The sequence below is a fragment of the Polaromonas sp. P3_B1 genome (genome assembly GCF_056402935.1).
In genome coordinates this window covers 19025-44332 of sequence record NZ_JBFUGK010000013.1, presented here as the reverse complement: position 1 = coordinate 44332, position 25308 = coordinate 19025, and the positions used below count along the sequence as shown (strand labels likewise).

General features: G+C 63.4%; 27 protein-coding genes. 10 read left to right on the top strand and 17 right to left on the bottom strand.

Annotated features, from left to right (window positions below; translation table 11 throughout):
• Positions 1-342: 342 nt before the first annotated feature.
• A complete protein-coding gene (locus AC1DXS_RS09670; protein ID WP_477737296.1) occupies positions 343-723 on the top strand; it encodes a response regulator in 381 nt (126 codons plus the stop codon).
• 2 nt (positions 724-725) lie between these two features.
• Here the strand turns inward: AC1DXS_RS09670 and AC1DXS_RS09665 are convergent, their stop codons facing one another.
• Positions 726-1358 (bottom strand): response regulator, encoded by a 633-nt coding sequence (locus tag AC1DXS_RS09665; RefSeq protein WP_007867910.1) that lies wholly within the window; start codon positions 1356-1358, stop codon positions 726-728.
• A 129-nt stretch (positions 1359-1487) separates the two neighbouring features.
• Between AC1DXS_RS09665 and AC1DXS_RS09660 the strand changes: the two genes are divergently transcribed.
• From AC1DXS_RS09660 to AC1DXS_RS09630, 7 genes are all read left to right on the top strand, one after another.
• Positions 1488-2828, top strand: coding sequence for a sensor histidine kinase (locus AC1DXS_RS09660; protein ID WP_477737295.1), 1341 nt, complete (start codon positions 1488-1490; stop codon positions 2826-2828).
• 274 nt (positions 2829-3102) lie between these two features.
• On the top strand, positions 3103-3267 hold the full coding sequence (locus tag AC1DXS_RS09655) for a DUF1328 domain-containing protein (RefSeq protein ID WP_007867921.1): 165 nt from the start codon (positions 3103-3105) through the stop codon (positions 3265-3267).
• A 113-nt stretch (positions 3268-3380) separates the two neighbouring features.
• Entirely contained in the window at positions 3381-3764 is a 384-nt protein-coding gene (locus AC1DXS_RS09650) for a hypothetical protein (protein ID WP_477737294.1), read from the top strand.
• A 31-nt stretch (positions 3765-3795) separates the two neighbouring features.
• Positions 3796-4161 (top strand): hypothetical protein, encoded by a 366-nt coding sequence (locus tag AC1DXS_RS09645; protein ID WP_477737293.1) that lies wholly within the window; start codon positions 3796-3798, stop codon positions 4159-4161.
• A gap of 20 nt (positions 4162-4181) precedes the next feature.
• The gene (locus tag AC1DXS_RS09640; RefSeq protein WP_477737292.1) at positions 4182-4631 is read left to right on the top strand and encodes a hypothetical protein; all 450 of its coding nucleotides are present in this window, start codon (positions 4182-4184) and stop codon (positions 4629-4631) included.
• The gene (locus AC1DXS_RS09635; RefSeq protein WP_477737291.1) at positions 4628-5194 is read left to right on the top strand and encodes a ferritin-like domain-containing protein; all 567 of its coding nucleotides are present in this window, start codon (positions 4628-4630) and stop codon (positions 5192-5194) included. The genes AC1DXS_RS09640 and AC1DXS_RS09635 overlap by 4 nt, the downstream gene beginning before the upstream one ends.
• 94 nt (positions 5195-5288) lie before the next feature.
• Complete coding sequence (locus AC1DXS_RS09630) at positions 5289-5603, top strand: BON domain-containing protein (protein ID WP_413327532.1); 315 nt, start codon at positions 5289-5291, stop codon at positions 5601-5603.
• Positions 5604-5706: 103 nt separating this feature from the next.
• Here AC1DXS_RS09630 and AC1DXS_RS09625 read toward each other — a convergent pair whose 3' ends face one another.
• The 16 genes from AC1DXS_RS09625 to AC1DXS_RS09550 all read right to left on the bottom strand — a co-directional run bounded on the left by AC1DXS_RS09625 (position 5707) and on the right by AC1DXS_RS09550 (position 22651).
• Positions 5707-6213: a BON domain-containing protein gene (locus AC1DXS_RS09625; protein ID WP_477737290.1), complete on the bottom strand. Its 507-nt coding sequence runs from the start codon at positions 6211-6213 to the stop codon at positions 5707-5709.
• Between the two features lie 153 nt (positions 6214-6366).
• Complete coding sequence (locus tag AC1DXS_RS09620; protein WP_477737289.1) at positions 6367-6897, bottom strand: thermonuclease family protein; 531 nt, start codon at positions 6895-6897, stop codon at positions 6367-6369.
• Positions 6898-6983: 86 nt separating this feature from the next.
• Positions 6984-7808, bottom strand: a complete 825-nt coding sequence (locus AC1DXS_RS09615) for a DUF429 domain-containing protein (RefSeq protein ID WP_477737288.1) — start codon at positions 7806-7808, stop codon at positions 6984-6986.
• Between the two features lie 33 nt (positions 7809-7841).
• On the bottom strand, positions 7842-8264 hold the full coding sequence (locus AC1DXS_RS09610) for a BLUF domain-containing protein (protein WP_007867959.1): 423 nt from the start codon (positions 8262-8264) through the stop codon (positions 7842-7844).
• 2 nt (positions 8265-8266) lie between these two features.
• Entirely contained in the window at positions 8267-8989 is a 723-nt protein-coding gene (gene folE, locus AC1DXS_RS09605) for a GTP cyclohydrolase I (RefSeq protein WP_036838408.1), read from the bottom strand.
• 134 nt (positions 8990-9123) lie between these two features.
• On the bottom strand, positions 9124-10350 hold the full coding sequence (gene clsB, locus AC1DXS_RS09600) for a cardiolipin synthase ClsB (RefSeq protein WP_477737287.1): 1227 nt from the start codon (positions 10348-10350) through the stop codon (positions 9124-9126).
• A gap of 137 nt (positions 10351-10487) precedes the next feature.
• Complete coding sequence (nudB, locus tag AC1DXS_RS09595; RefSeq protein WP_477737286.1) at positions 10488-10934, bottom strand: dihydroneopterin triphosphate diphosphatase; 447 nt, start codon at positions 10932-10934, stop codon at positions 10488-10490.
• A 36-nt stretch (positions 10935-10970) separates the two neighbouring features.
• The gene (gene aspS, locus AC1DXS_RS09590) at positions 10971-12776 is read right to left on the bottom strand and encodes an aspartate--tRNA ligase (RefSeq protein ID WP_477737285.1); all 1806 of its coding nucleotides are present in this window, start codon (positions 12774-12776) and stop codon (positions 10971-10973) included.
• 53 nt (positions 12777-12829) lie between these two features.
• Complete coding sequence (locus AC1DXS_RS09585) at positions 12830-13471, bottom strand: DUF502 domain-containing protein (RefSeq protein WP_477737284.1); 642 nt, start codon at positions 13469-13471, stop codon at positions 12830-12832.
• On the bottom strand, positions 13471-13839 hold the full coding sequence (locus tag AC1DXS_RS09580; RefSeq protein ID WP_477737283.1) for an FmdB family zinc ribbon protein: 369 nt from the start codon (positions 13837-13839) through the stop codon (positions 13471-13473). Before AC1DXS_RS09580 ends, AC1DXS_RS09585 begins: the two co-directional genes overlap by 1 nt.
• A gap of 112 nt (positions 13840-13951) precedes the next feature.
• Positions 13952-15511, bottom strand: coding sequence for a ubiquinone biosynthesis regulatory protein kinase UbiB (gene ubiB, locus AC1DXS_RS09575; protein WP_477737282.1), 1560 nt, complete (start codon positions 15509-15511; stop codon positions 13952-13954).
• A complete protein-coding gene (locus AC1DXS_RS09570; protein ID WP_477737281.1) occupies positions 15508-16113 on the bottom strand; it encodes a hypothetical protein in 606 nt (201 codons plus the stop codon). The genes ubiB and AC1DXS_RS09570 overlap by 4 nt, the downstream gene beginning before the upstream one ends.
• A gap of 192 nt (positions 16114-16305) precedes the next feature.
• The gene (locus AC1DXS_RS09565) at positions 16306-17310 is read right to left on the bottom strand and encodes a Tim44 domain-containing protein (protein ID WP_477737280.1); all 1005 of its coding nucleotides are present in this window, start codon (positions 17308-17310) and stop codon (positions 16306-16308) included.
• Between the two features lie 27 nt (positions 17311-17337).
• The gene (gene ubiE / locus AC1DXS_RS09560) at positions 17338-18069 is read right to left on the bottom strand and encodes a bifunctional demethylmenaquinone methyltransferase/2-methoxy-6-polyprenyl-1,4-benzoquinol methylase UbiE (RefSeq protein WP_477737279.1); all 732 of its coding nucleotides are present in this window, start codon (positions 18067-18069) and stop codon (positions 17338-17340) included.
• A gap of 166 nt (positions 18070-18235) precedes the next feature.
• The gene (locus tag AC1DXS_RS09555; RefSeq protein WP_477737278.1) at positions 18236-18661 is read right to left on the bottom strand and encodes a gamma-butyrobetaine hydroxylase family protein; all 426 of its coding nucleotides are present in this window, start codon (positions 18659-18661) and stop codon (positions 18236-18238) included.
• 90 nt (positions 18662-18751) lie between these two features.
• The gene (locus tag AC1DXS_RS09550; protein ID WP_477737277.1) at positions 18752-22651 is read right to left on the bottom strand and encodes a DUF3683 domain-containing protein; all 3900 of its coding nucleotides are present in this window, start codon (positions 22649-22651) and stop codon (positions 18752-18754) included.
• A 323-nt stretch (positions 22652-22974) separates the two neighbouring features.
• On the opposite strand from AC1DXS_RS09550, the gene ugpB reads away from it, so the two are divergent.
• Positions 22975-24288, top strand: a complete 1314-nt coding sequence (gene ugpB / locus AC1DXS_RS09545; protein WP_477737276.1) for a sn-glycerol-3-phosphate ABC transporter substrate-binding protein UgpB — start codon at positions 22975-22977, stop codon at positions 24286-24288.
• Positions 24289-24418: 130 nt separating this feature from the next.
• A complete protein-coding gene (gene ugpA, locus AC1DXS_RS09540) occupies positions 24419-25300 on the top strand; it encodes a sn-glycerol-3-phosphate ABC transporter permease UgpA (RefSeq protein ID WP_477737275.1) in 882 nt (293 codons plus the stop codon).
• The last annotated feature ends 8 nt before the right edge of the window (positions 25301-25308 follow it).

Here is a 25308-nt window from a genome sequence, read left to right as displayed (position 1 = left end):
AAGCACTGGCTGGCATGCGTTTGTCTCCCTGCATTGTGGTGTCATGCCTGCGCCTGCAAGGGCGCGGGGCTCCGTCTAGCCCTGCATTCCACTATCGGCCGGATCGCCGCAGAGGGCAGTCGGCAGTCACGATGACACACTGTGAGCATGTGCCTACAGCCCGCGTAGTGTGGCTGCGGCGCACACGCAATGCAGCCGTAGGCGACCTCCTACAAGTGCTGGCCTTGGCCGCTGGCAGAATGGGCCTGGGTTAAAGATACATTAGGAAACAAGAGACTTTCGCATTTTTGGGCCTTTCGTAATACTTCGAAAGCCACGCGGCCTCCTACCTGGACCTGAGCAGTGAGACTGAAAACGTACATCGTAGAAGACAATCCGACCATTCGTGAAAATCTGATCGGGACGCTGGAGGAGTTGGCACGCATTGATGCCGTGGGAACCGCAGACACCGAAAACGAAGGCAAGGCCTGGCTGGCGAAAAACAGCGAGAACTGGGACCTGGCGATTGTTGACCTGTTTCTCAAACAGGGAAGCGGGCTAGGCGTGCTGGCCGCCTGCAGGGACCGCCCATCGCGGCAGAAAGTCGTGGTGCTGAGCAACTATGCCACCGCCGACATCCGCCAGCGCTGCACGCAGCTCGGTGTCGACGCGGTATTCGACAAATCCAACGAGATCGACGCCCTGGTGGACTATTGCATCCAGCAGAGCGCCGCCGCCGATTGATTTCAGTCGATCAGCTTGTTCTTGAGCGCGTAGTAAGTCAGGTCGCTGTTCGAGGAAAGGCTCATCTTCTCCATCACGCGGGTGCGGTAGGTGCTCACCGTTTTCACGCTCAGCGACAGCGCCTTGGCGATGTCACCCGCCGTTTCGCCCTTGGCCAGTTTCAGGAACACCTGGAACTCCCGCTCGGACAGCTGCTCGTGCGAGGCGACGTCGTTGGGCCGGTTCAGCTGCTGCGCCAGCAGCTCCGCCACCGCCGGGGTGATGTAGCGCTTGCCCAGCGAGATGACGCGGATCGCGTCGACAATCTCGGACGGGTCGCACTCCTTGTTGAGGTAGCCGCTGGCGCCCTGGCGGATCAGGTTGACCGCATAGTGCTCCTCGGGGTAGCCGCTGAGGATGAGAATACCGACATCGGGCGCCTTCGCGCGGATCATGGCCAGCGCGTCAATGCCGCTTTGGCCCGGCATGGACAAATCCATGACGAGGATGTCGAGTTCGACGTTGCGAACCAGGTCAATGGCCTCGCGGCCGCTGCCGGCCTCGCCGACGACGCGCAAGTCGACCTGGTCCGAGAAAAACTGCTTGAGCCCCGAACGCACAATGGCGTGGTCGTCCACAATTCCGATTTTGATCATGTCGCTGTCTTCCTATAAAGCTGCAAGCCGGCAACGCCGTGAAAAGAGAAGCCTTGAACTGGCGCCTGCTTTAATTTTCAGCACCCATTATTGACGAATTCTTCACCGAAGTACCAAACGGAGTTTGCCGTGAAAGCATTTGCGATACCCAGAATGGCCATCAGCCTGCCTTTGGCGGTGCTGGCCGCCGCCTTCCTCATCTTCATCAATGAGGCGAGTTTCCGCAAGTCTACCGAAGCGGCGGCCAGCATTGAAGAGGCGCAGCAGACCCGCGGCGCCATCAACAAACTGCTGCAGCACATGCTGGACGCGGAAACCGGCCAGCGGGGCTACCTGCTGACGGGCGACGCGCGCTACCTGGAGCCCTACAACGCCGCGCTGGCTGACATCGACCACAACCTGGACACGCTGCGCCAGCTGTTCACGCCGTACCGCGAACAACTCGCGGAGTTCGGCCAGATGTCGCGGCACGTTTCCCGCAAGCTGGCCGAAATGGACCTGAGCGTGCGCATGCGCAAGGAGGGCAATGAGGACGCCTGGAAATTCGTGCTGACCACGGACGTCGGCAAGGAACACATGGAGGCCATCCGCGAGCAGTCCGCGAAGCTGGCTGCCGGCAGCGTCAGCAAGATGGAACAGGGCCAGGAGCAGATCCGGCGCTCGCTGCAGCTGTCGCGCATCGGGGTGGCCACCGTGGCGCTGGCGGGTTTGCTGGCCTTCTACATGTACCTGCTGCAGACCAAGGCCTTGCTGGCTTCCGGCCGGCGCGAGCAGGAGTCGCTGCAGCGCGAGCGCGACTTCCTCGAGGTGCAGGTGCGTGAGCGCACCGCCAACCTGGCCGAGCTGGCCACCCACCTGCAGAATGTGCGCGAGGACGAGCGCGGCCACCTGGCGCGCGAACTGCATGACGAGCTGGGCGCGCTGCTGACCGCGGCCAAGCTCGACGTGGCGCGTTTGAAGTCGCGCCTGGCGGGCAACATGCCGGAAGCGGTGGAGAGGCTCACCCACCTGACCAACACGCTCAACAGCGGCATCGCGCTCAAGCGACGCATCGTGGAAGACTTGCGGCCGTCCTCGCTGTCGCACCTGGGCCTGGTGGCCTCGCTGGAAATCCTGGGGCGCGAGTTCGAGGAACGCTCGGGCCTGACCATCACCACCGACCTGGAGCCCGTCGAACTCGGCGGCTCCGCGCAACTGACCGTCTACCGCCTCGTCCAGGAGTCGCTGACGAACATCGGCAAATACGCGGAAGCCAGGCAGGCCGAGATCAGCCTGCATAACTTCGACAGCTACATCACCGTGGAGGTCAAGGACAACGGCAAGGGATTCAAGGTCGGCAGCGTGGGCGCGGGCAGCCACGGGCTGGCCGGCATGCGGCACCGCGTCGAAGCCGCCGGCGGCCGCCTCACCGTCACCAGCGCTGAAGGCGAAGGCACACGGATTTCCGCGGTGCTGCCGAAGACGCGCTGAAGCGTGCCGGCATGACCGCACAGCGACGCACAGACACATCGCCGCAGAAACACGTCGGGTGCGCGCAGGCAGCGGCGAACGCGCGCGCACTCTCTCGCCCTTCCACGCGAGCGGCGTAACAAAATGTCGGCCCCCTCCTACAGGGCATGGCCATTCGAACTGACAGAGGCACACGCCTGCTGCCGATGAGGCAGCTTCAGGGGCTTCACTAAGCTTGGGTCAAAGGCCGCTTCAACCGAAGCAAAGGCCATCACTGAAGCCAAAGGAGCCCCAGATGCTGCACTATTCCGTCGTTTTTCTCGTCATCGCGCTGATCGCCGCTGTGTTCGGCTTCGGCGGCATTGCGGCCGGCGCCGTTGAGATCGCCAAGATCCTGTTCTTCATCTTTGCCGTGATGGCCGTTGTGAGTTTTGTCATCAGCCTGCTGCGCAAGAACTGACGGCTTTCACGCGCTTTATTTCGCACGAGGCCTTCCACATGAGCCGCGTCACTTGCTGACACGGCTTTTGTTTTCCCCGCCATTTCTTATTTCTTTAACCACCTAGGACCGCCATGAACACCCAGACCGTCGCCAATACCGCCCGCCAAACTTCCGACGAGCTGCTGCAGACCGCCGAAAAAACCGTGGCCAGCACACGCAGCTACGCCAACGAAGCCTTCGACAAGGCCGAAAGCAAGGTGCGTGACCTGCGTGGCAGCGTCGACCCGGTGGTCGACATGCTTGCCTCCAAGGCCCAGCACCTGGCGCGCCAGAGCCTGGATCTCGCCGCTGAAGCCAAAGACCGTGCACAGCGCTCACTGTCCAACGCGGCGGGCGCCACCTCGCGCTACGTCGCGGACCAGCCCCTGCGTTCCGTGCTGATCGCCGCGGCGGTGGGCGCAGGTGTGGCGCTGCTGATTTCGTCGGCACGCCAGCGCCAGCAGAACCGCTACTGATTCGCCGCTGCGTCGACCGAACCATATCGCCATGCTTCATCCCCTTTTCTCCACCATCGTTCAGCGGCCGGACCTGGTCGCCGACCACCTGTCGGCTTATGCGGCACTGTTTCAGGAAGAAGCTTCCGAAGCAGGCTCCGAGGTGCTGACGCGTGTTGTGGCCTGGGCCGTGGCGGTCGTGGCGGCAGCGGTCTTCCTGTGCCTGGCGGGAACGGCCGTGATGCTGGGCATGCTGCACAACCAGTTTCACTGGGCCCTCGTGGTGGTGCCGGGGGTTGCACTGGCAATCCTGGTGGGCGCCGCCCTGCGGGCGCGAAAACCTTTGACCTCGGAACGTTTTCCCGAGTTGAAGGCCCAGATCGACAGCGACGCCCGCGCCTTGCGCATGGCGGCTTGAGCCAGGTACAGAGACGCGCCATGACCTCTTCCACCCAGCCCACGCCGCAGGAAAGACTGGCCAGCAGCCGCAGGGCCATCGTCAGGCACATGAGCCGCGATAACTCTTCCGATGATGAACCGGAGCAACCTGGACATTACGGCGAAGAAGATTTTTCGTCATCTGAAGGCGGAACCTGGAGCTTTGTAAAACACGCCCTGGGGGCCTGGTGGCAGCACCATCCCGTGAACGCCACCTTCAGCCTGGCGCGACCAGTCCTCGACCAGTATGCAAAAGAAAAACCGCTACAGCTGCTGGGCATCGCCGCCGTGGCGGGCGCCGCCGCTGTGGCGCTCAAGCCCTGGCGCCTGGTGTCGATGGGCAGCCTTTTACTGGCCGCCCTCAAGTCGTCGGAGATTTCCGCAACCCTGCTCTCCCTGGTCTCCCGTCCCCACGACTCCGAACAGACACAAAGACAAAGAACATCATGAACTTCCCCGTGACCTCCAAACCCTCCGTAGCCACGGCTGCCTCCAGCGAATTGATGCTGGACGAATCCGGCCTGGATGCGGCCCGCAAGAGCCTGGCCGACGGCGCCATCACGCCGGCCTACGGGCCGCATCGTGAGGCCATCGTGAAGCTCCTCAACGACGCGCTGGCCACCGAACTGGTATGCGTGCTGCGCTACAAGCGCCACTATTTCATGGCCAGCGGCCTGTCCTCTCCGGCCATTGCCGATGAATTCCTCGTGCATGCCAATGAAGAGTCGGCGCACGCCGACCGCATCGCGCGGCGCATTGTCCAACTGGGCGGTGAGCCCGACTTTTCACCCAGCACGCTGCTGCAGCGCAGCCACGCGCAATACGACGAATCCAACGACCTGAAAACCATGGTGCGCGTCAACCTGGTCGCGGAACGCGTCGCGGTCGAGGCCTATCGCCAGATGATCGCGCTGATCGGCGACAAGGACCCGACGACGCGGCGAATGCTCGAAGACGTGCTGGCCGACGAGGAAGAACACGCCGACGAGCTCAAGGACTGGCTCGAAAAATAAAAGATGACCGCAGGCCTGTGGGCGTGGTGCCGTCCACAGGCAGGCTTTTTCAACCTTGCACCAAAACCATGACATCAACACAAGAGGAAACCATATGAAATACGCTCGCGCAATTGCATTCGCCGCTCTGGCAGGCATCACCATCATTGGCAGCGGCTGCGCTGTCGGGCGTGGCCAGGAAACTGCCGGCGCCTACGTCGACGACGCCGCCATCACGACCTCCGTGAAGGCCAAATTCGTCGAGGACAAAACCGTGGCGGCCTCCTCCATCAAGGTGGAAACGCTCAACGGCACCGTCCAGCTGTCCGGCTTCGCCAAATCCGCCGCGGAAAAGGCCCAGGCTGAAAACATCGCCCGGAACGTGAAGAACGTCAAAGCCGTTCGCAACGACATCGTCATTCGCCCGTAAACGGTTAGACCCCATGCCACCGGAAAGTGGCTGGAAAAGGCAGGCATGGAATTTTCCGTGGCCTGCCTTTTTCGCGTTCCGGGCCGGGCCCGCAGCCCAAGGATCAGCCTGCGGCTTTCACCTCAAGTTTGTTGTCCACCGATTTGACGCCTTTGACCGCCTTGGCCTGGTCGGCGGCCTTGTCGCGGGCAGCCGCCGTGGGCGCGGAACCCTTGAGGGTCACGGCGCCGTCGCGGGTATCCACATTGATCTTGAGCACGCTCAAGTCGGGGTCTTTCGCGAAGCCCGCGGTGACGGTCGTAGTGATGGTGAGGTCGTCGATTTTTTCACCGGCCTTGGCGGCCATGTCCTTGCTGGAAGACTCAGCGCTTTGGGTCGCATTTTTCACCGCGGCGCCGGCACTGGCCATTTCGCTCTCAGCCTTGGCTTTGGCCCTGGCGGCGGCGTCTTCGGTTTTCGCAATGGCCGAGTCAAGTTGCTGGCCGGCGGTTTTGCCTTCATCCTGCTTGTTGCAGGCCGACAGGGCCAGTGCCAGCGATGCCGCGACCAGGACGGTCAGCGGACGGAGGGCATGGCCCGTATGCGAGGGGTTCAAAAGAATGGGAATCATGGTGGCTCCTTATCGGGATGTGAGGGGCCCGGCCTGGACGGCTGGGCGCAAGGCAGCGGCGAAGCGGCGTTCGCGCACATTCACTCTAGCCAGATGACCCGTTGCCGCACATCGGCCCCGGCTGAAACAGCCGTAGGACAAGGGGCAGCGGCGTCAGCGCTGTGAATGACAGCTGCCGTGCCGCTTGCGGAATTGCGCGGGATACACCGCCGGCGCCCCCTGCGACGGCGAAAAAATCCCCAGCCCTGCGGCCCTGGCATGCCGCTGTTCTGCGGCATAGGGACCGGCCTTGCCGCGATTGCGGTAAGACCAGGCCAGACCCTGCGCCACCATCCACCGCCCCGTGTCTTCACCTTTGAAAGTGATCTTCGCCAGCAGGCGGCCGTAGTCATCATGGTGACGGCCCTGCACGGCGACATGCTGGCCCAGCACCTTGCGCATGAGCGCATCCCGAGACGCCGCGCCGCCGGCCTGGCAGATTTCCGGCGCGTCTATGCCGCTGATGCGAATGCTGAGGGGCTTGCCGCCCCCGGGCGGCCGCACCTTCACGGTATCGCCGTCGACCACATAGGTGACCGCGCCGGACCAGGCAGGTGCTGAAGACTTTGCCCGCGAAGACGCCTGAACCGGGAACCAGGCGCCCAGCAGTGCGGCTATCGTGAGTGCACGGAAAAAAGAAGACATTGTCCGAAGAGGCCCTGAAGCGTGGAAAGAAGACTCCGAATATACTGGACAAATAAACAGTATCGCCATACCCAAGTCCGCGAATCTCAGGCCGTGACGATCCAGCCTTCCAGCGAGTCCATCTCCATCGGCAAGCCGTAGCGCGGCGCGCCCTGCTGCAACGCCCAGGCTGCCTGCATCAGGCACAGCACGGCGTCCAGGGTGTCGCCGCTGGCGTCGTCAACCAGCGTGTCGCGCTGGGCATGACTGACCTTCAGCCGCAGACCCAGCCGGGTTTGCCCGTTTTCGAGTGCGGTGATCAGGTCCTTGCGCGCGATCAGCCGCTCGGGCGTCTGTTTGGCCTTGTCGTCGCTTTTATACGAGCGGTTGCCGAGCACCTCGCGCGCGAGGAGGCCGGGGTAACCCTCGAGCGCAACACGGTGCATGTCGCCGTCGTGCAGGCCCGGAAGGTGGACCCCTGCCGCCAGCAGGCGTGGCACACCGGCGTGCAGCATGTAGGCCACAGGTGGGTTGACCCATTTCATCGAGGGGCTGGACCCGGCTGGCCTGTCGGCCGCACGGTGGGCGAACTTCTGCCCGGCGGGGCGGGCATCGCAGAAGGCGGCGAAGGCGCTGCGGATGTCGGGCCGGCTCAAAGCCGCGTAGTGCAGCATCAGGTCCGGCCAGCGGACGGGCCAGCCGAGTTGCTCGACGAGTTCGCGCGGAAGGCCGAAAGGAAAATCAAAAGCGCCCAGCCATGCGGTATTGCGGTGCAGCCATTGCTCGAAGCCATCAAGCGACTCGATACGCTCCAGACCGGCGAGCAGCACACGGCCGCCGGCTGCGGAGCCGGTGGCCATCACAATGGGTTTACGGCGGCTGGGGCTGCTCGAAAAATCGCAGCCCAAAAGCAATTCGGGCGCTGGCATCATGCGCGCGTCTTCACGCCGGCTCGATTGCCCGGCTCAAACGCGCCCGCAGATGGAGGCGGTGGCCATCAGGTCTTCGAGCAGCGCGTACGACACCTTGCCGGAGACGGAATAGGGGTCGAGCTCGGCTTTCTCGGAATATTTCAGGAGGATGGAGTGGTTGAGCTTGGAGAGGTTGACCTGCCCCATGGTCCAGCCGCCGAAGCGCCGCTCGGAGATTTCCTCGAAGTGCAGCAGCACCACGTCCTTGTGGCGGGCATCCTGCTGGATATGGCCGAACAGGTCGCTGACCGCCATGCGTCCGCCTTCGATGGCCTGCAGGAAGATGCCACCGCCGTAGCAGAGAATGCCGGTGATGCCGGTGGCCGGGTTGTGCTGGCGCGACTGCGACAGGATGCCCTCGATGGCTTCAGGGCTGGTGTCGACCGCGCGGCTTGCATAAAGTAAACGAACCAACATCTTTAGCCCTTCTGCGGAATCAGTGCGAGGAATTCGCGGCGCAGGGTCGAGTCCTTCAGGAACACGCCGCGCATCACCGAGTTGATCATCTTGCTGTCCATGTCTTTCACACCGCGCCAGGCCATGCAGTAGTGGCTGGCCTCCATCACGATGGCCAGGCCGTCGGGCTGGGTTTTCTCCATGATCAGGTCGGCCAGCTGCACCACGGCCTCTTCCTGGATTTGCGGGCGGCCCATGACCCATTCAGCCAGGCGCGCGTATTTGGACAGGCCGATCACATTGGTGTGTTCGTTGGGCAGCACACCAATCCATATCTTGCCGATGACCGGGCAGAAGTGATGCGAACAGGCGCTGCGCACCGTGATGGGCCCGACGATCATGAGCTCGTTGAGGTGCTCGGCGTTGGGGAATTCGGTGATGGTGGGTGACGCTACATAGCGGCCCTTGAAGACCTCGTTGAGGTACATCTTGGCCACGCGGCGCGCCGTGTTGTTGGTGTTGTGGTCGCCGGCGGTGTCTATCACCAGGCTGTCGAGCACGCCCTGCATCTTGCCTTCGACTTCGTCCAGCAGTTTTTCGAGTTCACCGGGCTGGATGAACTGGGCGATGTTGTCATTGGCGTGAAAGCGCTTGCGCGCCAGGGCCAGGCGTTCGCGGATCTTGACGGAAACAGGCGTACCCTCGCCGGTCGCGTCCTGGGGGGGCGTGTCGGATTTCATAAGCATGCCAGATATTACCAGCCTGCTCTTTCGGCGTCTTGTCCGGAATCTGACAGGGTCTTTGGCCTTTCGCCCTTTTCGTGCGGGCATAAGTCGCTATCAATTTAGTAGCTACTTAACGGGGAAATGGCCTCGGGACGTCAGTAACGCTGACCCGCCACCAGCAGCGCCAGCCGCACCAGGGCATAGGCCACCCAGCCCCGCAGCCGCTGGCCCAGGGGGCGGTGGCTGTGGGCGGCCGGGTCCATGCGCCGCCCCTGCTTGACCATGGTATCGCGCAGAATGCCGGCCAGGCCTTCGGCAAAGGCCTTGTCCTCGACCACCACATTGGCTTCACGGGCCAGCAGCAGACTCAAGGGATCGAGGTTGGACGAGCCCACGGTGGCCCAGTGCCCGTCCACCACGGCCACCTTGGCGTGCAGAAAGCCGGCCTCGTATTCATGGATCTCCACACCCGCCGCCAGCAGGACGCCGTAGACGGGCCGGGCCGCGTGGTACTGCATGAAGTACTCATAGCGCCCCTGCAGCAGCAGCGTCACACGCACACCGCGGCGCGCGGCTCCGATCAGGGCCCGCCGCAGCTTGCGCCCCGGCAGGAAGTAGGCGTTGGCGATGATGATTTCATGGTGCGCCTTGCCGATGGCCTTGCGGTAGGCGCGCTCTATGCTGCTGCGGTTGCGCAGGTTGTCGCGCAGTATCAGTGCCGCCCTGGGTCCGGCGGCTGCGCCATTGCCCGTCGCAAGCGGTGTGGCACCCGTGCGCCCACCGTACCCCGCGGCCTTGAATTTCTCCCACGCCGCGTTCATGTGCCGCTGCCGCGCGCTGTACCCCGCCTGCACGCGCCACCACAGCAGCGCCATGGCGTCGGCGGCCTCCAGCGCCAGCGGCCCGGTGGCGGCCACGGCGAAATCGACGCGCGGCGCCTGGAGTTCGCCATGGTTGGGATCGTAGAAATCGTCGAGCACATTGATGCCGCCGCAGAACACCGTGTGCTGGTCGACCACACAAAGCTTGCGATGCAGCCGGCGCCAGCGCTCCGGCACCAGCAGGCCCAGGCCGCTCAGGCCTGTGCCCAGGGGTGAATACACACACCAGTCGACTTTGGCCTGCGCGAATTTTTCAGCCCACTGCGGCGGTAGCGGGCTGGTGCCTATGCCGTCCACCAGCACTTGCACCGTCACACCGCGCCCGGCGGCACGCGCCAAAGCTTCGGCCACCTCGGCCCCGGCGCCGTGAAAATCAAAAATATAGGTTTCCAGCTGCACCCAGCTTCGCGCCGCGTCCAGCGCCTGGACCAAGGCGGGGAAAAAATCCCGCCCGCCCTGGAGCAGTTGCAGCGCGCCGGTCTTGTGGAGGGGGTACAACATGGCCGCTGGCGTTCGTCCCTGTGCGAATGAAGAGGAGGAGATGGGCGTGGTCCGTCCCATTTAAACCGAGCGATCGGGGTTTGCCAATCCCGTGAAACGCCAACTCACAAAGTGTTGCGCCCTGCCCTGTGCGCAGTTCAACCCATGAATTGCGGCAGGAGCAGCACCGCCTCGGCATTCGAGGGCGAAAAGCACAGGTCGGCGGCCGCGTGGAGCGGCAGCCATCGCCAGGCGGTGTGCTCTTCAGGGTTGAGCGTCACCTCGCAGGCCCTAGGCAGGCACAGGCTGAAGACGTGTTCGGTGTTGTGGGTGACACCGGGCGCATACCGGCTACGCCAGACGGGGTAGATCTCGTAGACATTGGACAAACCCCAGTCACGGAACTGCGCCGGCGCGGCCGCAATGCCGGTTTCCTCAAGCACCTCGCGCACGGCAGTCTCCAGCAGGGGTTCATCCACAGCGTCTTTGGACCCTGTGACGCTCTGCCAGAAACCGGGATTGTCGGCGCGCTCTATCAGCAGCACCTCGCGCTCAGGTGTGTGGATGACGACCAGCACCGACTCGGGGATCTTGAACGGCTTCAAGACATCCCTTTCGTACTGGCCGTGCGGCGCGCCGTTTTAGACGGGCTGCGGATTGCGCAGACGGATGTGCAGTTCGCGCAATTGCTTTTCGTCCACCGGGCTGGGCGCGTGCGTGAGCAAGTCCTGTGCGCGCTGGGTTTTCGGAAAAGCGATCACGTCGCGAATCGACTCTGCCCCCGTCATCATGGTGACGATGCGATCCAGGCCGAAAGCCAGGCCGCCGTGCGGCGGCGCGCCGTACTGCAGCGCGTCCAGCAGGAAGCCGAACTTCTGCTGGGCTTCCTCAGGGCCGATTTTCAGCGCGCTGAACACCTTGCTCTGCACCTCGGCGCGGTGGATACGGACCGAGCCGCCGCCCAGTTCCCAGCCGTTGAGCACCATGTCGTAGGCCTTGGCGATGCAGCGGCCCGGGTCGGTGTCCATCCAGTCTTCGTGCCCATCCTTGGGTGCGGTGAAAGGATGGTGCACGGCGCTCCAGCGCTGGCCGTCCTCGTCGAATTCGAACATCGGGAAGTCCACCACCCACAGCGGCTTCCAGCCCTTGGTGAACAGGCCGGTTTTCTTGCCGAAGTCGCTATGTCCGACCTTCAGGCGCAGCGCGCCTATGCTGTCGTTGACGATCTTGGCCTTGTCGGCGCCGAAGAAAATGATGTCGCCGTTCTGCGCGCCCGTGCGCTTGAGGATCTCGGCGATGGCGGCATCGTGGATATTCTTGACGATGGGGCTTTGCAGGCCCTCGCGGCCCTTGCCGGCGTCGTTGACCTTGATCCAGGCCAGGCCCTTGGCACCGTAGATCTTGACGAACTCGGTGTAGCCGTCGATCTCGCCGCGGCTCATCTCGGAGCCGCCGGGCACGCGCAGGGCCACCACGCGGCCGCCCGCCGTCGTGGCCGGCGCGCTGAAGACCTTGAAGTCCACGTCGGCCATGACGTCGGTCAGTTCGGTGAATTCGAGGTTCACGCGCAGGTCGGGCTTGTCGGAGCCGAAGCGGTGCATCGCGTCGGCATAGGCCATGACGGGGAATTCGCCCAGATCGGTGTTCAGCACGGTCTTGAAGATGTTGCTGATCATGCCCTGGAACAGGTCGCGGATATCCTGCTCGCCCATGAAGGAGGTTTCAATATCGATCTGCGTGAATTCGGGCTGGCGGTCAGCGCGCAGGTCTTCGTCGCGAAAGCACTTGGTGATCTGGTAGTAGCGGTCGAAACCGGACACCATGAGCAGCTGCTTGAACAGCTGCGGGCTCTGCGGCAGCGCGAAGAACATGCCTTCGTTGACGCGGCTGGGCACCAGGTAGTCGCGCGCGCCCTCGGGCGTGCTCTTGGTCAGCATGGGCGTTTCGATATCGATGAAGCCGTTGGCATCGAGGAACTTGCGCGTTTCCATGGCCACGCGGTAGCGCAGCATCAGGTTGTTCTGCATGTAGGGGCGGCGCAGATCCAGCACGCGGTGCGTGAGGCGGGTCGTCTCCGACAGGTTGTCGTCGTCGAGCTGAAAGGGCGGCGTGACGCTGGGGTTCAGCACGATCAGCTCGTGGCACAGCACCTCGATCTTGCCGCTCTTGAGGTTGTCGTTGGTCGTGCCCTCGGGGCGAGCCCGCACCACGCCCTTGACCTGAACGCAGAACTCGTTGCGCACGCCTTCGGCGGTCTTGAACATGTCGGCGCGATCCGGGTCGCAGACCACCTGCACATAACCTTCGCGGTCGCGCAGGTCGATGAAAATCACGCCACCGTGGTCGCGCCGGCGGTTGACCCAGCCGCACAGGCTCACGGTCTGGCCCATGAGGCTCTCGGTCACCAGACCGCAATAGTGGGAACGCATTTGGGAAACGATGGCCATAAAAATTCTCGAACTTTCAGCGCCTCACGCGCGGGGTTTGCAGTTTTCGCCGTTTAAAGGGGAGGGGTCAGGGGAAGGGTCGCGGGCGCCGGTGCGGGCTTTGAGGGCACCACGACACCCATGGAAATCACGTAGGTCAGGGCTTCATCGACGCTCATCTTGAGCTCGATGCAGTCGCTTTTTTTCAGCATGACGAAGTAGCCGCCGGTGGGGTTGGGCGTGGTCGGGACGTAGACGCTGAGGTAATCGCCTTGCAGGTGGTTGACCACGTCGCCGCCGGGCGTGCCGGTGAGAAAGCCTATGGTCCAGACGCCTTCACGCGGCCACTGCACCAGCAGCGCCTTGCGAAAAGCATTGCCGTTTTCCGAGAACACCGTGTCGGAGACCTGCTTTACGCTGGAATAGATGGAGCGCACGATAGGGATKCGGCTCAGGAAGGAGTTGCCCCAGCGCACCAGCTTCTTGCCGAAGAAATTGCTGGCGAAAGCGCCCATCAGCAGCACGATCAGCAACGTGAGCAACACGCCGAAGCCGGGAATGTGAAAACCCAGGAGCTTGTCCGGGTGCCAGGAGCCGGGCAGGATCAGAAGCGTCTGGTCCAGCGTGCCGACGATCCAGTCGAGCACCCACAGCGTGATCGCCAGGGGCACCAGCACCAGCAGTCCGGACAGAAGCCAACGGCGAATGGAAGCCATCACGAAGAGGTCTTGGTGGCGCTATCGCCGCCCGAAGCTTTGACCGGCGCGGGAGCGGGCGCAGGAGCTGCAGCAGGGGCAGGCGCTGCGGCCGTGCTGGCCGGCGGGGCCGCACCCGCATCAGCGGCTTTGCCGGCACCGGCTTCGCCGCCGTCGGCCTTGGGCGCGGGCGTGCCCGTGCTGTTGCCGCCGCGAAAATCCGTCACATACCAGCCCGAGCCCTTGAGCTGGAAACCCGCGGCCGTCACCTGCTTTTTGAACGCAGGCGCGCCGCATTGCGGGCACACCGTGAGCGGCGCATCGGAGATTTTTTGCAGAACGTCCTTGGCATGCCCGCAGGACTCGCATTTGTAGGCGTAGATTGGCATAGTGCTTAAGGGTTTGAGGGAGTATTCCCAGGCAATCGGCCCGGGAATTTGCCAGGGAAAGGCATCCCGGGTGCAAAGCCCTCAATTATAGGCCGTTGAGACCCGAACCGGCTCAGAACAGGCGGTAGCGCAGCACCTGCACCAGCTGCATGGTGACCAGCGCCAAAACAAAGCCCAAACCGCCGTAAATCACGCTCTGCAACAGCTTGTTGGTGCGCTTTTGCTCTTGCAGGAGTTCCTCGATCTCCCGGCGCTGCAGGCCGGGCGTCGATTTGAGGTACTGCGACAGCAGGCGCGGCAGGCCCGGCAGCAGCTTGGCATAGGCCGGCGCCTCGGCCTTGAGCTGGGCCAGCAGCTTCTCGGGGCCCACCTGCTCCAGCATCCACTTTTCAAGAAAGGGCTTGGCGGTGCTCCAGAGGTCCAGGTCGGGGTCCAGTTCCCGCCCCAGGCCTTCGATGTTGAGCAGGGTTTTTTGCAGCAGCACCAGCTGGGGCTGGATTTCGACGTGAAAGCGCCGCGAGGTCTGGAACAGCCGCATCAGCACCAGTCCCAGCGAGATTTCCCGCAGCGGCCGGTCGAAATAGGGTTCGCAGCAGGCGCGGATCGCGGCTTCCAGCTCGTCGACCCGGGTTTCAGGGGGCACCCAGCCCGATTCGAGGTGCAGCTCGGCCACGCGCTTGTAGTCGCGCTGGAAGAAGGCGCTGAAGTTCTGCGCCAGGTATTCCTTGTCGACCTCGGTGAGCGTGCCCACGATGCCGAAGTCCAGCGAGATGTAACGGCCGAAAGTTTCCGGCGCCAGGCTCACCTGGATATTGCCCGGGTGCATGTCGGCATGGAAAAAACCGTCGCGAAAGACCTGGGTGAAGAAAATGGTAACGCCGTCGCGCGCCAGTTTTTTCATGTCCACGCCGGCGTCCAGCAGGCGCTGCACCTGGCTGATGGGAACGCCTTTCATGCGCTCCATCACCATCACGTCGGGCATGCAGAAGTCCCAGACCATCTCCGGAATCATGACCAGGTCGAGATCCTGCATGTTGCGGCGCAGTTGGGCCGCATTGGCCGCCTCGCGCAACAGGTCCAGTTCGTCGTGCAGGTATTTGTCGAACTCGGCCACCACTTCACGGGGCTTGAGGCGCTTGCCGTCGGCCGAGGCGCCCTCCACCCAGCCGGCCATCATGTGCATGAGTGCCAGGTCTTTTTCGATGGCGGGCAGCATGTTGGGCCGCAGCACCTTGACGGCCACTTCGCGTCCGTTCGGCAAGGTGGCGAAATGCACCTGGGCAATCGAGGCGCTGGCCACCGGCACCTGGTCGAAGCTCGCAAAAATCCGGTCCAGCGGCCGGCCGAAGGCCTTTTCGATGATGGCGAYGGCTATGGCGGAATCGAACGGCGGCACGCGGTCCTGCAGACGTGCCAGTTCGTCGGCGATGTCGGGCGGGAGCAGGTCGCGGCGGGTGGACATCACCTGGCCGAACTTGACGAAGATGGGCCCCAGGCTTTCGAGGGCTTCTCGCAGCCGCTCGCCACGCGGCGCCTTCAGGTTGCGGCCCACCGAGACAATGCGCGTCAGCATCCGTATCCACGGACGCTCGAAGCTGGAAAGCACCAACTCATCCAGGCCGAACCGCAGCACGGTCCAGACGATGAAGACGCCCCGGAAAAGCCGGGTCATGCAGAGGCCTTCGCTGTGGGAGCACCCTCGCCCGCCGCAGGGTCCGTATGAGCTGCTTGCGTGGCAACCCCGGATGAGGCAGATGTTGTGGACAGCGGCGTCTTGGCCAGGAATTGCTTGAGCCCCTCAAACAGCCTGCGCCCGGCGTCGGCCACGGCGTGGGCCGGTGCATCGCCGATCAGGCGCGACAGGTCTTCCTCGGCATCCCAGCGCAGGTTTTCCGCCAGCCAGCCCAGCTCGGCGGCGAGCTGCACGTCGCCTTCAATCTTCACCGGCGGCGGCTTGCCGGCCAGGACCGATTGCACGACGGTGAGGGGCGATTCGGTGGCGACGGCCAGCGTGAGGTCAGGCTTGGCGCCGGACTCCGCCCGGTCCACCAGGCCCGCAGGCGTGACCACCAGGTCGATCGAAAAAAGTCCCCAGCGCAGGTGCACCACCCGCCCCTTTTGCCGCAGCAGGCGGTCCTGCGCCTGCTTTTCCTGCATCAGGACATGGTTCAGGAACAGCACCAGCCGCTGCTGCCCCTCATCCACCACCCAGGCGGGAGGCTGAAAGCGGGTGGCGATGGATTCCAGAAATGAAAAAGGGGACGATGTATTCATACGTCCCCGATTCTGACATGGCCCCCACGGTCGCGCACTTCGTGTGGCCTGCGGCCTCTCCCTGCCCCTTTCACCACAAAAGGGGCCGCTGCGCCTGCGGCCCGGCAAAGCCGGTTCCGCGGCCCCTGCTTGGTTGAAGAGCCCTTGGCTGCAGCTCCTAATGGGGCTGAGAGGCGTGCCTTCCGCTAACGATTATTGGAGAGCCTGTACCCCGGCCACTAACCAGCCGCTGCCGCCGTTGCGGGGCTTGGTCATATTCCAGACTTCGCGGAAGGGACTTGCGCCTGCGGAGGCGTCTTCGCGAATCATGCCGGAGAACTCCACGCTGGCCATGTAGACATCGCTCAGTTCCTCGATACCCAACAGCTGGGCGTCCAGCATCACGACCTCGGTCTTGTTGACCTGGCCGCCGGTGTGCGATTCGCGGTCGGCGAGCTGGGTCTTGATCTGCTCAAGCATGTCGTCCGTCATCATGGCGCGCAAGCTCTGGATGTCGGAGCGGTCCCAGGCGTCCTGCAAGGTCACGAAGTTGGCTTTGCTGGCCTTGAGGAAGCCTTCGGCGTCAAAGCCGGCCGGGACACCCCAGGACTGCGAACCGAGCAGCGCCGAGCCGATCATGGAGCCACCCGCGGCGGGCGCGGCCGCGTCGTATTTGTTGGCATCGAAAGCCATGCTGCTGCGCTCCCAGGGGCGCGCGGAGGCATCGTTGCCGACGTTCTCGGGGCTGTAGTTCTTGGGAGTGGTGGCATTGCCCGCGCCCTGGAAGGCGAAGGGCGCCTGGCCGGACGCCGCGCTGGGCGCAGCGGACGCTCCGCCTTTGAGCCTGCGCATGACGAAGCCGATCACCACCATGACCACCAGCGCCAGCAGGGCGAACATGATGATCTGGCCGAAGGCGCCGCCCAGGCCCAGCGACGAAGCCAGCCAGGCCAGGCCGAGGCCGGCAGCCAAGCCGCCCAGCATCGCACCCCAGGGGCGCTTGGGCGCTTGCGCGGGTGCCGCGGCGGGGGTGGCCGGCTTGGCGGCGGAATTGGTCGCGGAGTTGGCGCCGCCAGGGGCGGCCTCGCGTTGCGTGACGTTGGACGACTGCTTGCCGATCGATTTGCCGCCGCCCAGGCGCTTGGCCTCGGCCGACGTGCCTGCAAGGGCCATGGCCGTGACCAGCACGGCGGAAAGAATCGCGGACCAGATCTTCATATCGTCTCCTTAATCACACTCAACACTTCAACACTTGATTCCAACATGCAATGCCACTACGCCGCCCGTCATGTTGTGATAGTCCACATGGCCGAAACCACCTTTACGCATCAGGGCTTTCAGTTCTTCCTGTCCCGGATGCATGCGGATCGACTCGGCGAGGTACTGGTAGCTTGAGTCGTCATTGGCCACCAGCTTGCCCAGCCGGGGCAGGACCTTGAAGGAATACCAGTCGTAAACCTTTTCGAGCGGCTTGGCCACTTTGGAGAATTCGAGCACCAGCAGCTTGCCGCCGGGCTTGAGCACGCGGTTCATTTCGCGCAGCGCGTCTTCCTTGTGCGTCATGTTGCGCAGGCCGAAGGCGACGGTCACCACGTCGAAACTCGCATCGGGAAAAGGCAGGTGCTCGGCATCGCACACCAGCGTCGGCAGGCTCACCCCGACGTCCAGCAGGCGATTGCGGCCTTCGCGCAGCATGGCTTCATTGATGTCGGTGTGCACCACACGCCCGGTGCTGCCCACCTTGGGGGCAAAGGCCAGCGCCAGGTCGCCGGTGCCGCCGGCAATGTCCAGCACCTGGTAGCCTTCCTTGACGTTGGCCACCAGCACGGTGTAGGCCTTCCAGGCGCGATGCAGGCCCATGGACATCAGGTCGTTCATCACGTCGTACTTGGGGGCCACGGAGTCGAACACGCCACGTACGCGGCGCGCCTTGTCCTGTTCGTCGACGGATTCGAAACCGAAATGGGTGCTGCTCATGAGTGAATGCTAGAGGGCAAAGCAGGGAATGGCCGCGACAACCCTGGGCTGACACGGGGCATTGCGGGCTTATTGCAGGTTTTATGCTGGAAAAACAACAGTGCCGTGATGCGTGGCCTTGACGGCCTTGCGCGGCATGGCGAGGAGCCTCGCACGGCTCGCGTCATCAGTGGCTGGCGCAACCGTGGCCGTGGCCACCGCTGCCTGCCTGGGCCATGGGCGCATCGCGGTCCACGCCGGCAGCTTCCAGGCGCCGCTGGTAGTCGTCCCACAGCCGGTTTTGCTCGGCGCCCAGGTGGTAGAGGTAGTCCCAGGAAAAAATCCCGCTCTCGTGGCCGTCGGAAAACACCGGCTTGACCGCGTAGTTGCCAATGGGCTCAAGTTCGACCACCGTCACCTCGCGCTTGCCGGTCTGCAGGATTTCCTGGCCCGGACCGTGCCCTTGCACCTCGGCGGAGGGAGAGTAGATGCGCATGAGCTCAAACGGAATGCGGAACTCCGCGCCATCGGAAAAAGCGATTTCCAGCACGCGCGACTGGCTGTGAACCGTCAGCGCCGTGGGCGTCGGGGAGCCGGGTTGAAGGCCTGCCATGGGGAGTCGCTTTCTGAAATGAAACGGCCGGACACACCGCGCCGGCCTGGTTTTGGCAATATCTCTGTTGACACTCGGCCCTGGGAGGCCCTAAACCAATACGCGCTCAATGCCGCCGTGGTTGGCCGCCTCCACATAGGCCGGCAGCCATTCCTTGCCCAGGATCTGGTTGGCCATTTCGACGACGATGTAGTCCGCCTCGAGCAGGCCGTTCTGCAGGTCGTCGCCGTAGCGCGAGAGCCCTTGCAGGCAGCTCGGGCAGCTGGTGAGTATCTTCACATTGGCGGTTTCAGCGACCGCGCCGGAGGCCCGCAGGGCGGCTTCGCCCTTGCGCAGCTCTTCTTCCTTGCGAAAACGGATCTGCGTCGAGATGTCGGGGCGGGTGACGCCCAGCGTGCCCGACTCGCCGCAGCAGCGCTCGTTCTTGAGCACGTTGTCGCCCATCAGGGCCTTGACGGTTTTCATGGGCTCCTGCAGCTTCATGGGGCTGTGGCAGGGGTCGTGGTAAAGGTAGCCCGCACCGGGTTGGCCGGTGCGCAGGGTAATGCCTTTTTCGAGCAGGTACTCGTGGATGTCGATGATGCGGCAGCCCGGGAAAATCTTCTCGAACTCATAGCCCTGCAACTGGTCGTAGCAGGTGCCGCAGCTGACCACCACGGTCTTGATGTCCAGGTAGTTCAGCGTATTGGCCACGCGGTGGAACAGCACCCGGTTGTCGGTGATGATTTTTTCGGCCTTGTCGAACTGGCCGCTGCCGCGCTGCGGGTAACCGCAGCACAAATAACCCGGCGGCAGCACGGTCTGCACGCCCGCGTGCCAGAGCATGGCCTGCGTCGCCAGGCCCACCTGGCTGAACAGGCGTTCGGAGCCGCAACCCGGGAAATAGAACACGGCCTCGGTTTCGGAGGTGGTGCTTTTCGGGTTGCGAATGATGGGCACGTAGTCCTTGTCCTCGATATCCAGCAGCGCGCGCGCGGTCTTCTTGGGCAGGCCGCCCGGCATCTTCTTGTTGATGAAGTGGATCACTTGCTCTTTGACGGGCGCCTTGCCGACCGTGGCCGGCGGCAGCGCCGTCTGCTTGCGCGCGAGCCGGCGCAGCAGGTCGTTGGCCAGGCGCTGGGCCTTGAAACCCACGTCCACCATGGCGCCGCGCATGAACTTGATGGTCTGCGGGCTGGTCGCGTTCAGGAAGAACATGGCGGCGGCGTTGCCGGGCCGGAAGGACTTCTGGCCCATCTTGCGCAACAGGTTACGCATGTTCATCGACACTTCGCCAAAGTCGATGTCCACCGGGCAGGGCGTCAGGCACTTGTGGCAGACCGTGCAGTGGTCGGCCACGTCCTCGAACTCCTCCCAGTGCTTGATGCTCACGCCGCGCCGTGTCTGCTCCTCGTACAGGAAGGCCTCCACCAGCAGCGAGGTCGCCAGGATTTTGTTGCGGGGGCTGTACAACAGGTTGGCGCGCGGCACGTGGGTGGCGCACACCGGCTTGCATTTGCCGCAGCGCAGGCAGTCCTTCACACTRTCGGCGATGGCGCCTATGTCGGACTGCTGCATGATCAGCGACTCGTGGCCCATCAGGCCGAAGCTGGGCGTGTAGGCATTGGTCAGGTCGGCATGCAGCCCCTGCCCTTCTTTCCCAAGATGCCCCTGGTTGCGCAGCAGCTTGCCTTTGTTGAAGCGCCCTTCGGGGTCAACCTTTTGCTTGTACTCGGTGAAAGGCCGCAGCTCCTCGTCGGTCAGGAACTCGAGCTTGGTGATGCCAATGCCGTGCTCGCCGGAAATCACACCGTCCAGCGAACGGGCCAGCACCATGATGCGCGCCACGGCTTCGTGCGCGGTCTGCAGCATTTCGTAGTCGTCGCTGTTGACGGGCAGGTTGGTGTGCACATTGCCGTCGCCGGCATGCATGTGCAGTGCCGCCCAGACGCGGCCCTTGAGCACGCGTTTGTGGATGGCCGTGCACTCCTCGAGGATGGGCAGAAACGCGGCGCCCGAAAAAATCGCCTGCAGCGGAGCACGGAGCTGGGTTTTCCAGCTGGCGCGCAGCGAATGGTCCTGCAACTGCGGGAACAGCGTGGCTACGCCCCCGAGCCAGCCGGACCAGAGCGCGCGCACGTCGGCCACGAGGGCCAGCGCCTCGGCGACGCGGTCCTCCAGCAGTTCGGCTGAGGGGATGTCATTGGCGTCGTCGGATTTGCCCAGGGGCAGGCTGCCTTTGAGGAAGAAAGCCTCAAGCTCGTCGCACAGTTTGATCTTGTTGCGCAGGCTCAGCTCGATGTTGATCTGCTCGATGCCGTCGGTGTATTCGGCCATGCGCGGCAGCGGAATCACCACGTCTTCATTGATCTTGAAGGCGTTGGTGTGTTTGGAGATGGCCGCGGTGCGCTTGCGGTCCAGCCAGAATTTCTTGCGCGCTTCGGCGCTGATGGCGATAAAGCCCTCGCCGTTGCGCGAGTTGGCGATGCGCACGATCTCGCTGGTGGCGCGGGCCACCGCGTCGGCGCCGTCGCCGGCGATGTCGCCGATCAGCACCATCTTGGGCAAACCGCCGCGTTTGGACTTGGTGGCATAGCCGACGGCGCGCAGGTAGCGGTCGTCCAGGTGCTCCAGGCCGGCCAGGATGGCGCCGCCGCGCTTTTGCTCGGCGAACATGAAGTCCTTGATCTCGACGATGCTGGGCACCGCGTCTTTGGCGTTGCCGAAGAATTCCATGCAGACGGTGCGCGTGTGCGCCGGCATGCGGTGCACGATCCAGCGCGCGCTGGTGATCAGGCCGTCACAGCCTTCCTTCTGGATGCCCGGCAGGCCGCTCAAGAATTTGTCGGTGACGTCCTTGCCCAGGCCTTCCTTGCGGAAGGACTTGCCGGGAATGTCCAGCCGCTCGCGGCGCAGCGGCGTCTTGCCGTCGGCCTCGAAATACTGCAGCTCGAAGCTGGCCATGTCGGCGTCGTGGATCTTGCCCAGGTTGTGGCCCACGCGCGTGACCTCCAGCCAGGTCGCCTCGGGGGTGACCATGCGCCAGGAGGCCAGGTTGTCCAGGGCGGTGCCCCAGAGCACAGCCTTCTTGCCGCCCGCGTTCATCGCGATGTTGCCGCCTATGCAAGAGGCCTCGGCGGAAGTCGGGTCGACCGCGAACACAAAGCCGCCGCGCTCGGCCGCATCAGCCACGCGCTGGGTGACCACGCCGGCCTCCGTCCAGATGGTGGCCACCGGTTTGTCGACACCGGGCAGCGAAATCATTTCGACCTCGGTCATCGCCTCGAGCTTTTCGGTATTGATAACGGCCGACTTCCAGGTCAGCGGAATCGCCCCGCCGGTGTAGCCGGTTCCGCCGCCGCGCGGGACGATGGTCAGGCCCAGCTCAATGCAGGCTTTGACCAGCCCGGCCATTTCGGCTTCGGTGTCGGGCGTGAGAACCACAAAGGGGTATTCGACGCGCCAGTCGGTGGCGTCGGTGACGTGCGAGACCCGCGAGAGGCCGTCAAACTTGATGTTGTCCTTGAGGGTCAGCTTGCCGAGTTTGCGGCCGGCCAGGCGGCGCAGGTCGTACATCTCGCTGAAAGAGGTGTAGAAGCGGGTGACCGCTCCGCGGGCGGCGTCCAGCAGCTCGCCCACGATGGCGTCGCGCTGCGGGTCCGCATCCGGCGTGCGGCGCTTTTCCACCTCTGTCAGCCGGTGCTGCAGGGCATCGACCAGCATCTTGCGCCGCTTGGGGTTGTCCAGCAGATCGTCCTGCAGGTAGGGGTTGCGCTCCACCACCCAGATATCACCCAGCACTTCGTACAGCATGCGCGCGGAGCGGCCGGTGCGGCGCTCGTCGCGCAGCCGGTTCAGCAGGTCCCAGGCGCGTTCGCCGAGCAGGCGTATGACCACCTCGCGGTCGGAGAACGAGGTGTAGTTGTAGGGAATTTCGCGGATGCGGGCTTCGCCGGCCTTTGCGTCATCGGCAAAGACATGGAGTTCTTGGAGTGTGGTAGGGGCGTTCATCGTGAAAAGCCAGCGGCTGCATTCCATTTCTCATTCAATGCGAGAGTAGGCGCGCCGCCGTAGACAGTGCTATAGCACGGCAAGGCGGGGCAACGACCTATCGCTTTGAATGGGAAATGGAATCAGACCCGTGTCCAGCGTTGTTGCCCTATATTACCGCAGCGCAACATTTAGAGCGCCGCCCCCAAAGTCATACGTGACCTTATGGAAATCCCGCTTGTCGGACGTCTTCCAAATCGCTTAAATCCACGTGTCATAAACAGTTCCTAGACTGTCCCGTTTAACTTGGCGCGCCTTTTCGCGCCCAAATCCCAGGAGTTTGAATGAAAAACCGTCTTTCCGCCTTTGCTTTTGCTGCCCTGGGCCTGTGCATGCCTTTGGCCAGCCAGGCGCAGACCGAGATCCAATGGTGGCACTCCATGACGGCCGTCAACGGTGAATGGGTCAATGACCTGGCCAAGCAATTCAACGAGAGCCAGAAGGAATACAAGGTGGTGCCCATCTACAAGGGGACCTATGACGAATCGATGACCGCGTCGATTGCCGCTTTCCGCGCCGGCAACGCGCCCCACATCCTGCAGGTGTTCGAGGTCGGCACCGCCACCATGCAGGCCAGCAAAGGCGCCATCGTCCCCGTCGGCAAGATCATGCAAGACGCTGGGGAAAAATTCGATCCGAAAGCCTACATCCCCGCTGTCGCCGGCTACTACACCGCGCCGAACGGCCAGATGTTGAGCTTCCCGTTCAACAGCTCCACCACCATCTTCTACTTCAACAAGGACGCGTTCAAGGCCGCCGGCCTGCCGACCGACAAGGCGCCCGTCACCTGGCCTGAAGTCGTCAATGCCGCCGCCAAATTGAAGGCCTCCGGCCACAAGTGCCCCTTCACGACCGCCTGGCAGAACTGGACGCAGGTCGAGAGTTTCTCGGCCTGGCACAACGTCGAATTCGCCACCAAAGCCAACGGCCTGCAAGGCCTGGATGCGCGTCTGAAGGTGGACTCGCCGCTGCACCAGCGCCACATCGAAAACCTGGCCAATATGGCCAAGCAGGGCTTGTTTGTTTACAAGGGCCGCGGCAATGTGCCTGAAGCCAGCTTCGTGTCGGGCGAATGCGCCATGATCAATACCTCCTCGGGTTTTTACGGCAATGTGGCCAAGAACGCCAAGTTCGCCTACGGCCTGGCACCGCTGCCTTACTACCAGGATGTTCCGGGCGCACCGCAGAACACGGTGATCGGCGGCGCAAGCCTCTGGGTCATGTCGGGCAAAAAACCGGCCGAATACAAGGGTGTCGCCAAGTTCTTCAGCTTCATTTCGACCCCTGAAGTGCAGTCGGCCAGCCACAAGCGCACCGGCTACCTGCCTGTGACGATGGCTTCGTACGAGCTGACCGAAAAATCCGGCTTCTACAAGCAGAATCCGGGCACCGACGTCGCGGTCACACAGATGATTCGCAAGGTGACCGACAAGAGCCGCGGCATCCGCCTGGGTAACTATGTCCAGATACGCGCGATCGAGGACGAAGAGCTCGAACAGGTCTGGAATGGCAAGAAGACGGCCAAGGAAGCGCTGGACGCCATCGTCAAGCGCGGCAACGAGCAGCTTGAGCGCTTCCAGAAGGCCAACAAGAACTGATCACGCAAGAGACAGTGCAGGCCCGCCTGGCGGGCTACACTCGGCCCGCCTGATCTCTCTCCCAGACAAGGGAAGGCCAGGCGGGTTTTATGTTTAGGCGCTCTCAAATTTCTGCCCACTAGAAGGCCTTATGGAAAAACGCGTTGTCTTTCGATCCAGCTGGCTGCCCTGGCTGCTGCTGTTGCCGCAAATGGCGGTCATCCTGGTGTTCTTCTTCTGGCCCGCAGCACAGGCGCTGCTGCAGTCGTTGCAGCAGCAAGACCCCTTCGGCACCTCCATCGAATTTGTCGGGCTGGCCAACTTCCGGCAGTTGCTCGACGACCCGAGCTACGTGGAGTCCTTCAAGACGACCGCGTTTTTCTCGGTGATGGTGGCCGGCATAGGTATCAGCCTGTCGCTGGCGCTGGCTGTTTTCGCCGACCGCATCACGCGCGGCGGCATGTTCTACAAGACCATGCTGGTGTTGCCCTACGCAGTGGCGCCCGCGGTGGCGGCCGTGCTCTGGGTATTCATGTTTTCACCCTCGCTTGGCGTGGTGGCTTACGCGCTGGGCAAGATAGGCATCAACTGGAACCACCTGTTGGACTCCGGCCACGCCATGACGCTGATCGTGATGGCCTCGGTCTGGAAACAGATCTCCTACAACTTCCTGTTCTTCCTGGCGGGCCTGCAGTCGATTCCAAAGTCGCTGATCGAAGCGGCCGCGATCGACGGCGCCCGGCCCTGGCGCCGTTTCTGGACCATCCAGTTCCCGCTGCTGTCGCCCACCACCTTCTTCCTGCTGGTCATCAACGTGGTGTACGCCTTCTTCGACACCTTTGCCATCGTCGACGCCGCTACCCAGGGCGGCCCGGGCAAGGACACCGCCATCCTGGTTTACAAGGTGTATTACGACGGCTTCAAGGCCATGGACCTGGGCGGCTCGGCCGCGCAGTCAGTCGTCCTGATGGTCATCGTGGTGGCCTTGACGGTCATCCAGTTCCGTTACGTCGAGAAGAAAGTTCAGTACTGATGAAAACG

Coding starts and splice junctions, on each gene's coding strand:
- AC1DXS_RS09555 (WP_477737278.1), bottom strand. CDS start 18,661: ATGGCAGGCCTTCAACCCGGCTCCCCGACGCCCACGGCGCTGACGGTT.
- AC1DXS_RS09665 (WP_007867910.1), bottom strand. CDS start 1,358: ATGATCAAAATCGGAATTGTGGACGACCACGCCATTGTGCGTTCGGGG.
- folE (WP_036838408.1), bottom strand. CDS start 8,989: ATGCTTATGAAATCCGACACGCCCCCCCAGGACGCGACCGGCGAGGGT.
- AC1DXS_RS09570 (WP_477737281.1), bottom strand. CDS start 16,113: ATGAATACATCGTCCCCTTTTTCATTTCTGGAATCCATCGCCACCCGC.
- AC1DXS_RS09640 (WP_477737292.1), top strand. CDS start 4,182: ATGACCTCTTCCACCCAGCCCACGCCGCAGGAAAGACTGGCCAGCAGC.
- AC1DXS_RS09655 (WP_007867921.1), top strand. CDS start 3,103: ATGCTGCACTATTCCGTCGTTTTTCTCGTCATCGCGCTGATCGCCGCT.
- AC1DXS_RS09580 (WP_477737283.1), bottom strand. CDS start 13,839: ATGCCAATCTACGCCTACAAATGCGAGTCCTGCGGGCATGCCAAGGAC.
- AC1DXS_RS09625 (WP_477737290.1), bottom strand. CDS start 6,213: ATGATTCCCATTCTTTTGAACCCCTCGCATACGGGCCATGCCCTCCGT.
- AC1DXS_RS09630 (WP_413327532.1), top strand. CDS start 5,289: ATGAAATACGCTCGCGCAATTGCATTCGCCGCTCTGGCAGGCATCACC.
- ubiE (WP_477737279.1), bottom strand. CDS start 18,069: ATGAGCAGCACCCATTTCGGTTTCGAATCCGTCGACGAACAGGACAAG.
- AC1DXS_RS09650 (WP_477737294.1), top strand. CDS start 3,381: ATGAACACCCAGACCGTCGCCAATACCGCCCGCCAAACTTCCGACGAG.
- ugpB (WP_477737276.1), top strand. CDS start 22,975: ATGAAAAACCGTCTTTCCGCCTTTGCTTTTGCTGCCCTGGGCCTGTGC.
- ugpA (WP_477737275.1), top strand. CDS start 24,419: ATGGAAAAACGCGTTGTCTTTCGATCCAGCTGGCTGCCCTGGCTGCTG.
- AC1DXS_RS09610 (WP_007867959.1), bottom strand. CDS start 8,264: ATGTTGGTTCGTTTACTTTATGCAAGCCGCGCGGTCGACACCAGCCCT.
- AC1DXS_RS09565 (WP_477737280.1), bottom strand. CDS start 17,310: ATGAAGATCTGGTCCGCGATTCTTTCCGCCGTGCTGGTCACGGCCATG.
- AC1DXS_RS09620 (WP_477737289.1), bottom strand. CDS start 6,897: ATGTCTTCTTTTTTCCGTGCACTCACGATAGCCGCACTGCTGGGCGCC.
- clsB (WP_477737287.1), bottom strand. CDS start 10,350: ATGTTGTACCCCCTCCACAAGACCGGCGCGCTGCAACTGCTCCAGGGC.
- AC1DXS_RS09635 (WP_477737291.1), top strand. CDS start 4,628: ATGAACTTCCCCGTGACCTCCAAACCCTCCGTAGCCACGGCTGCCTCC.
- AC1DXS_RS09615 (WP_477737288.1), bottom strand. CDS start 7,808: ATGATGCCAGCGCCCGAATTGCTTTTGGGCTGCGATTTTTCGAGCAGC.
- AC1DXS_RS09645 (WP_477737293.1), top strand. CDS start 3,796: ATGCTTCATCCCCTTTTCTCCACCATCGTTCAGCGGCCGGACCTGGTC.
- aspS (WP_477737285.1), bottom strand. CDS start 12,776: ATGGCCATCGTTTCCCAAATGCGTTCCCACTATTGCGGTCTGGTGACC.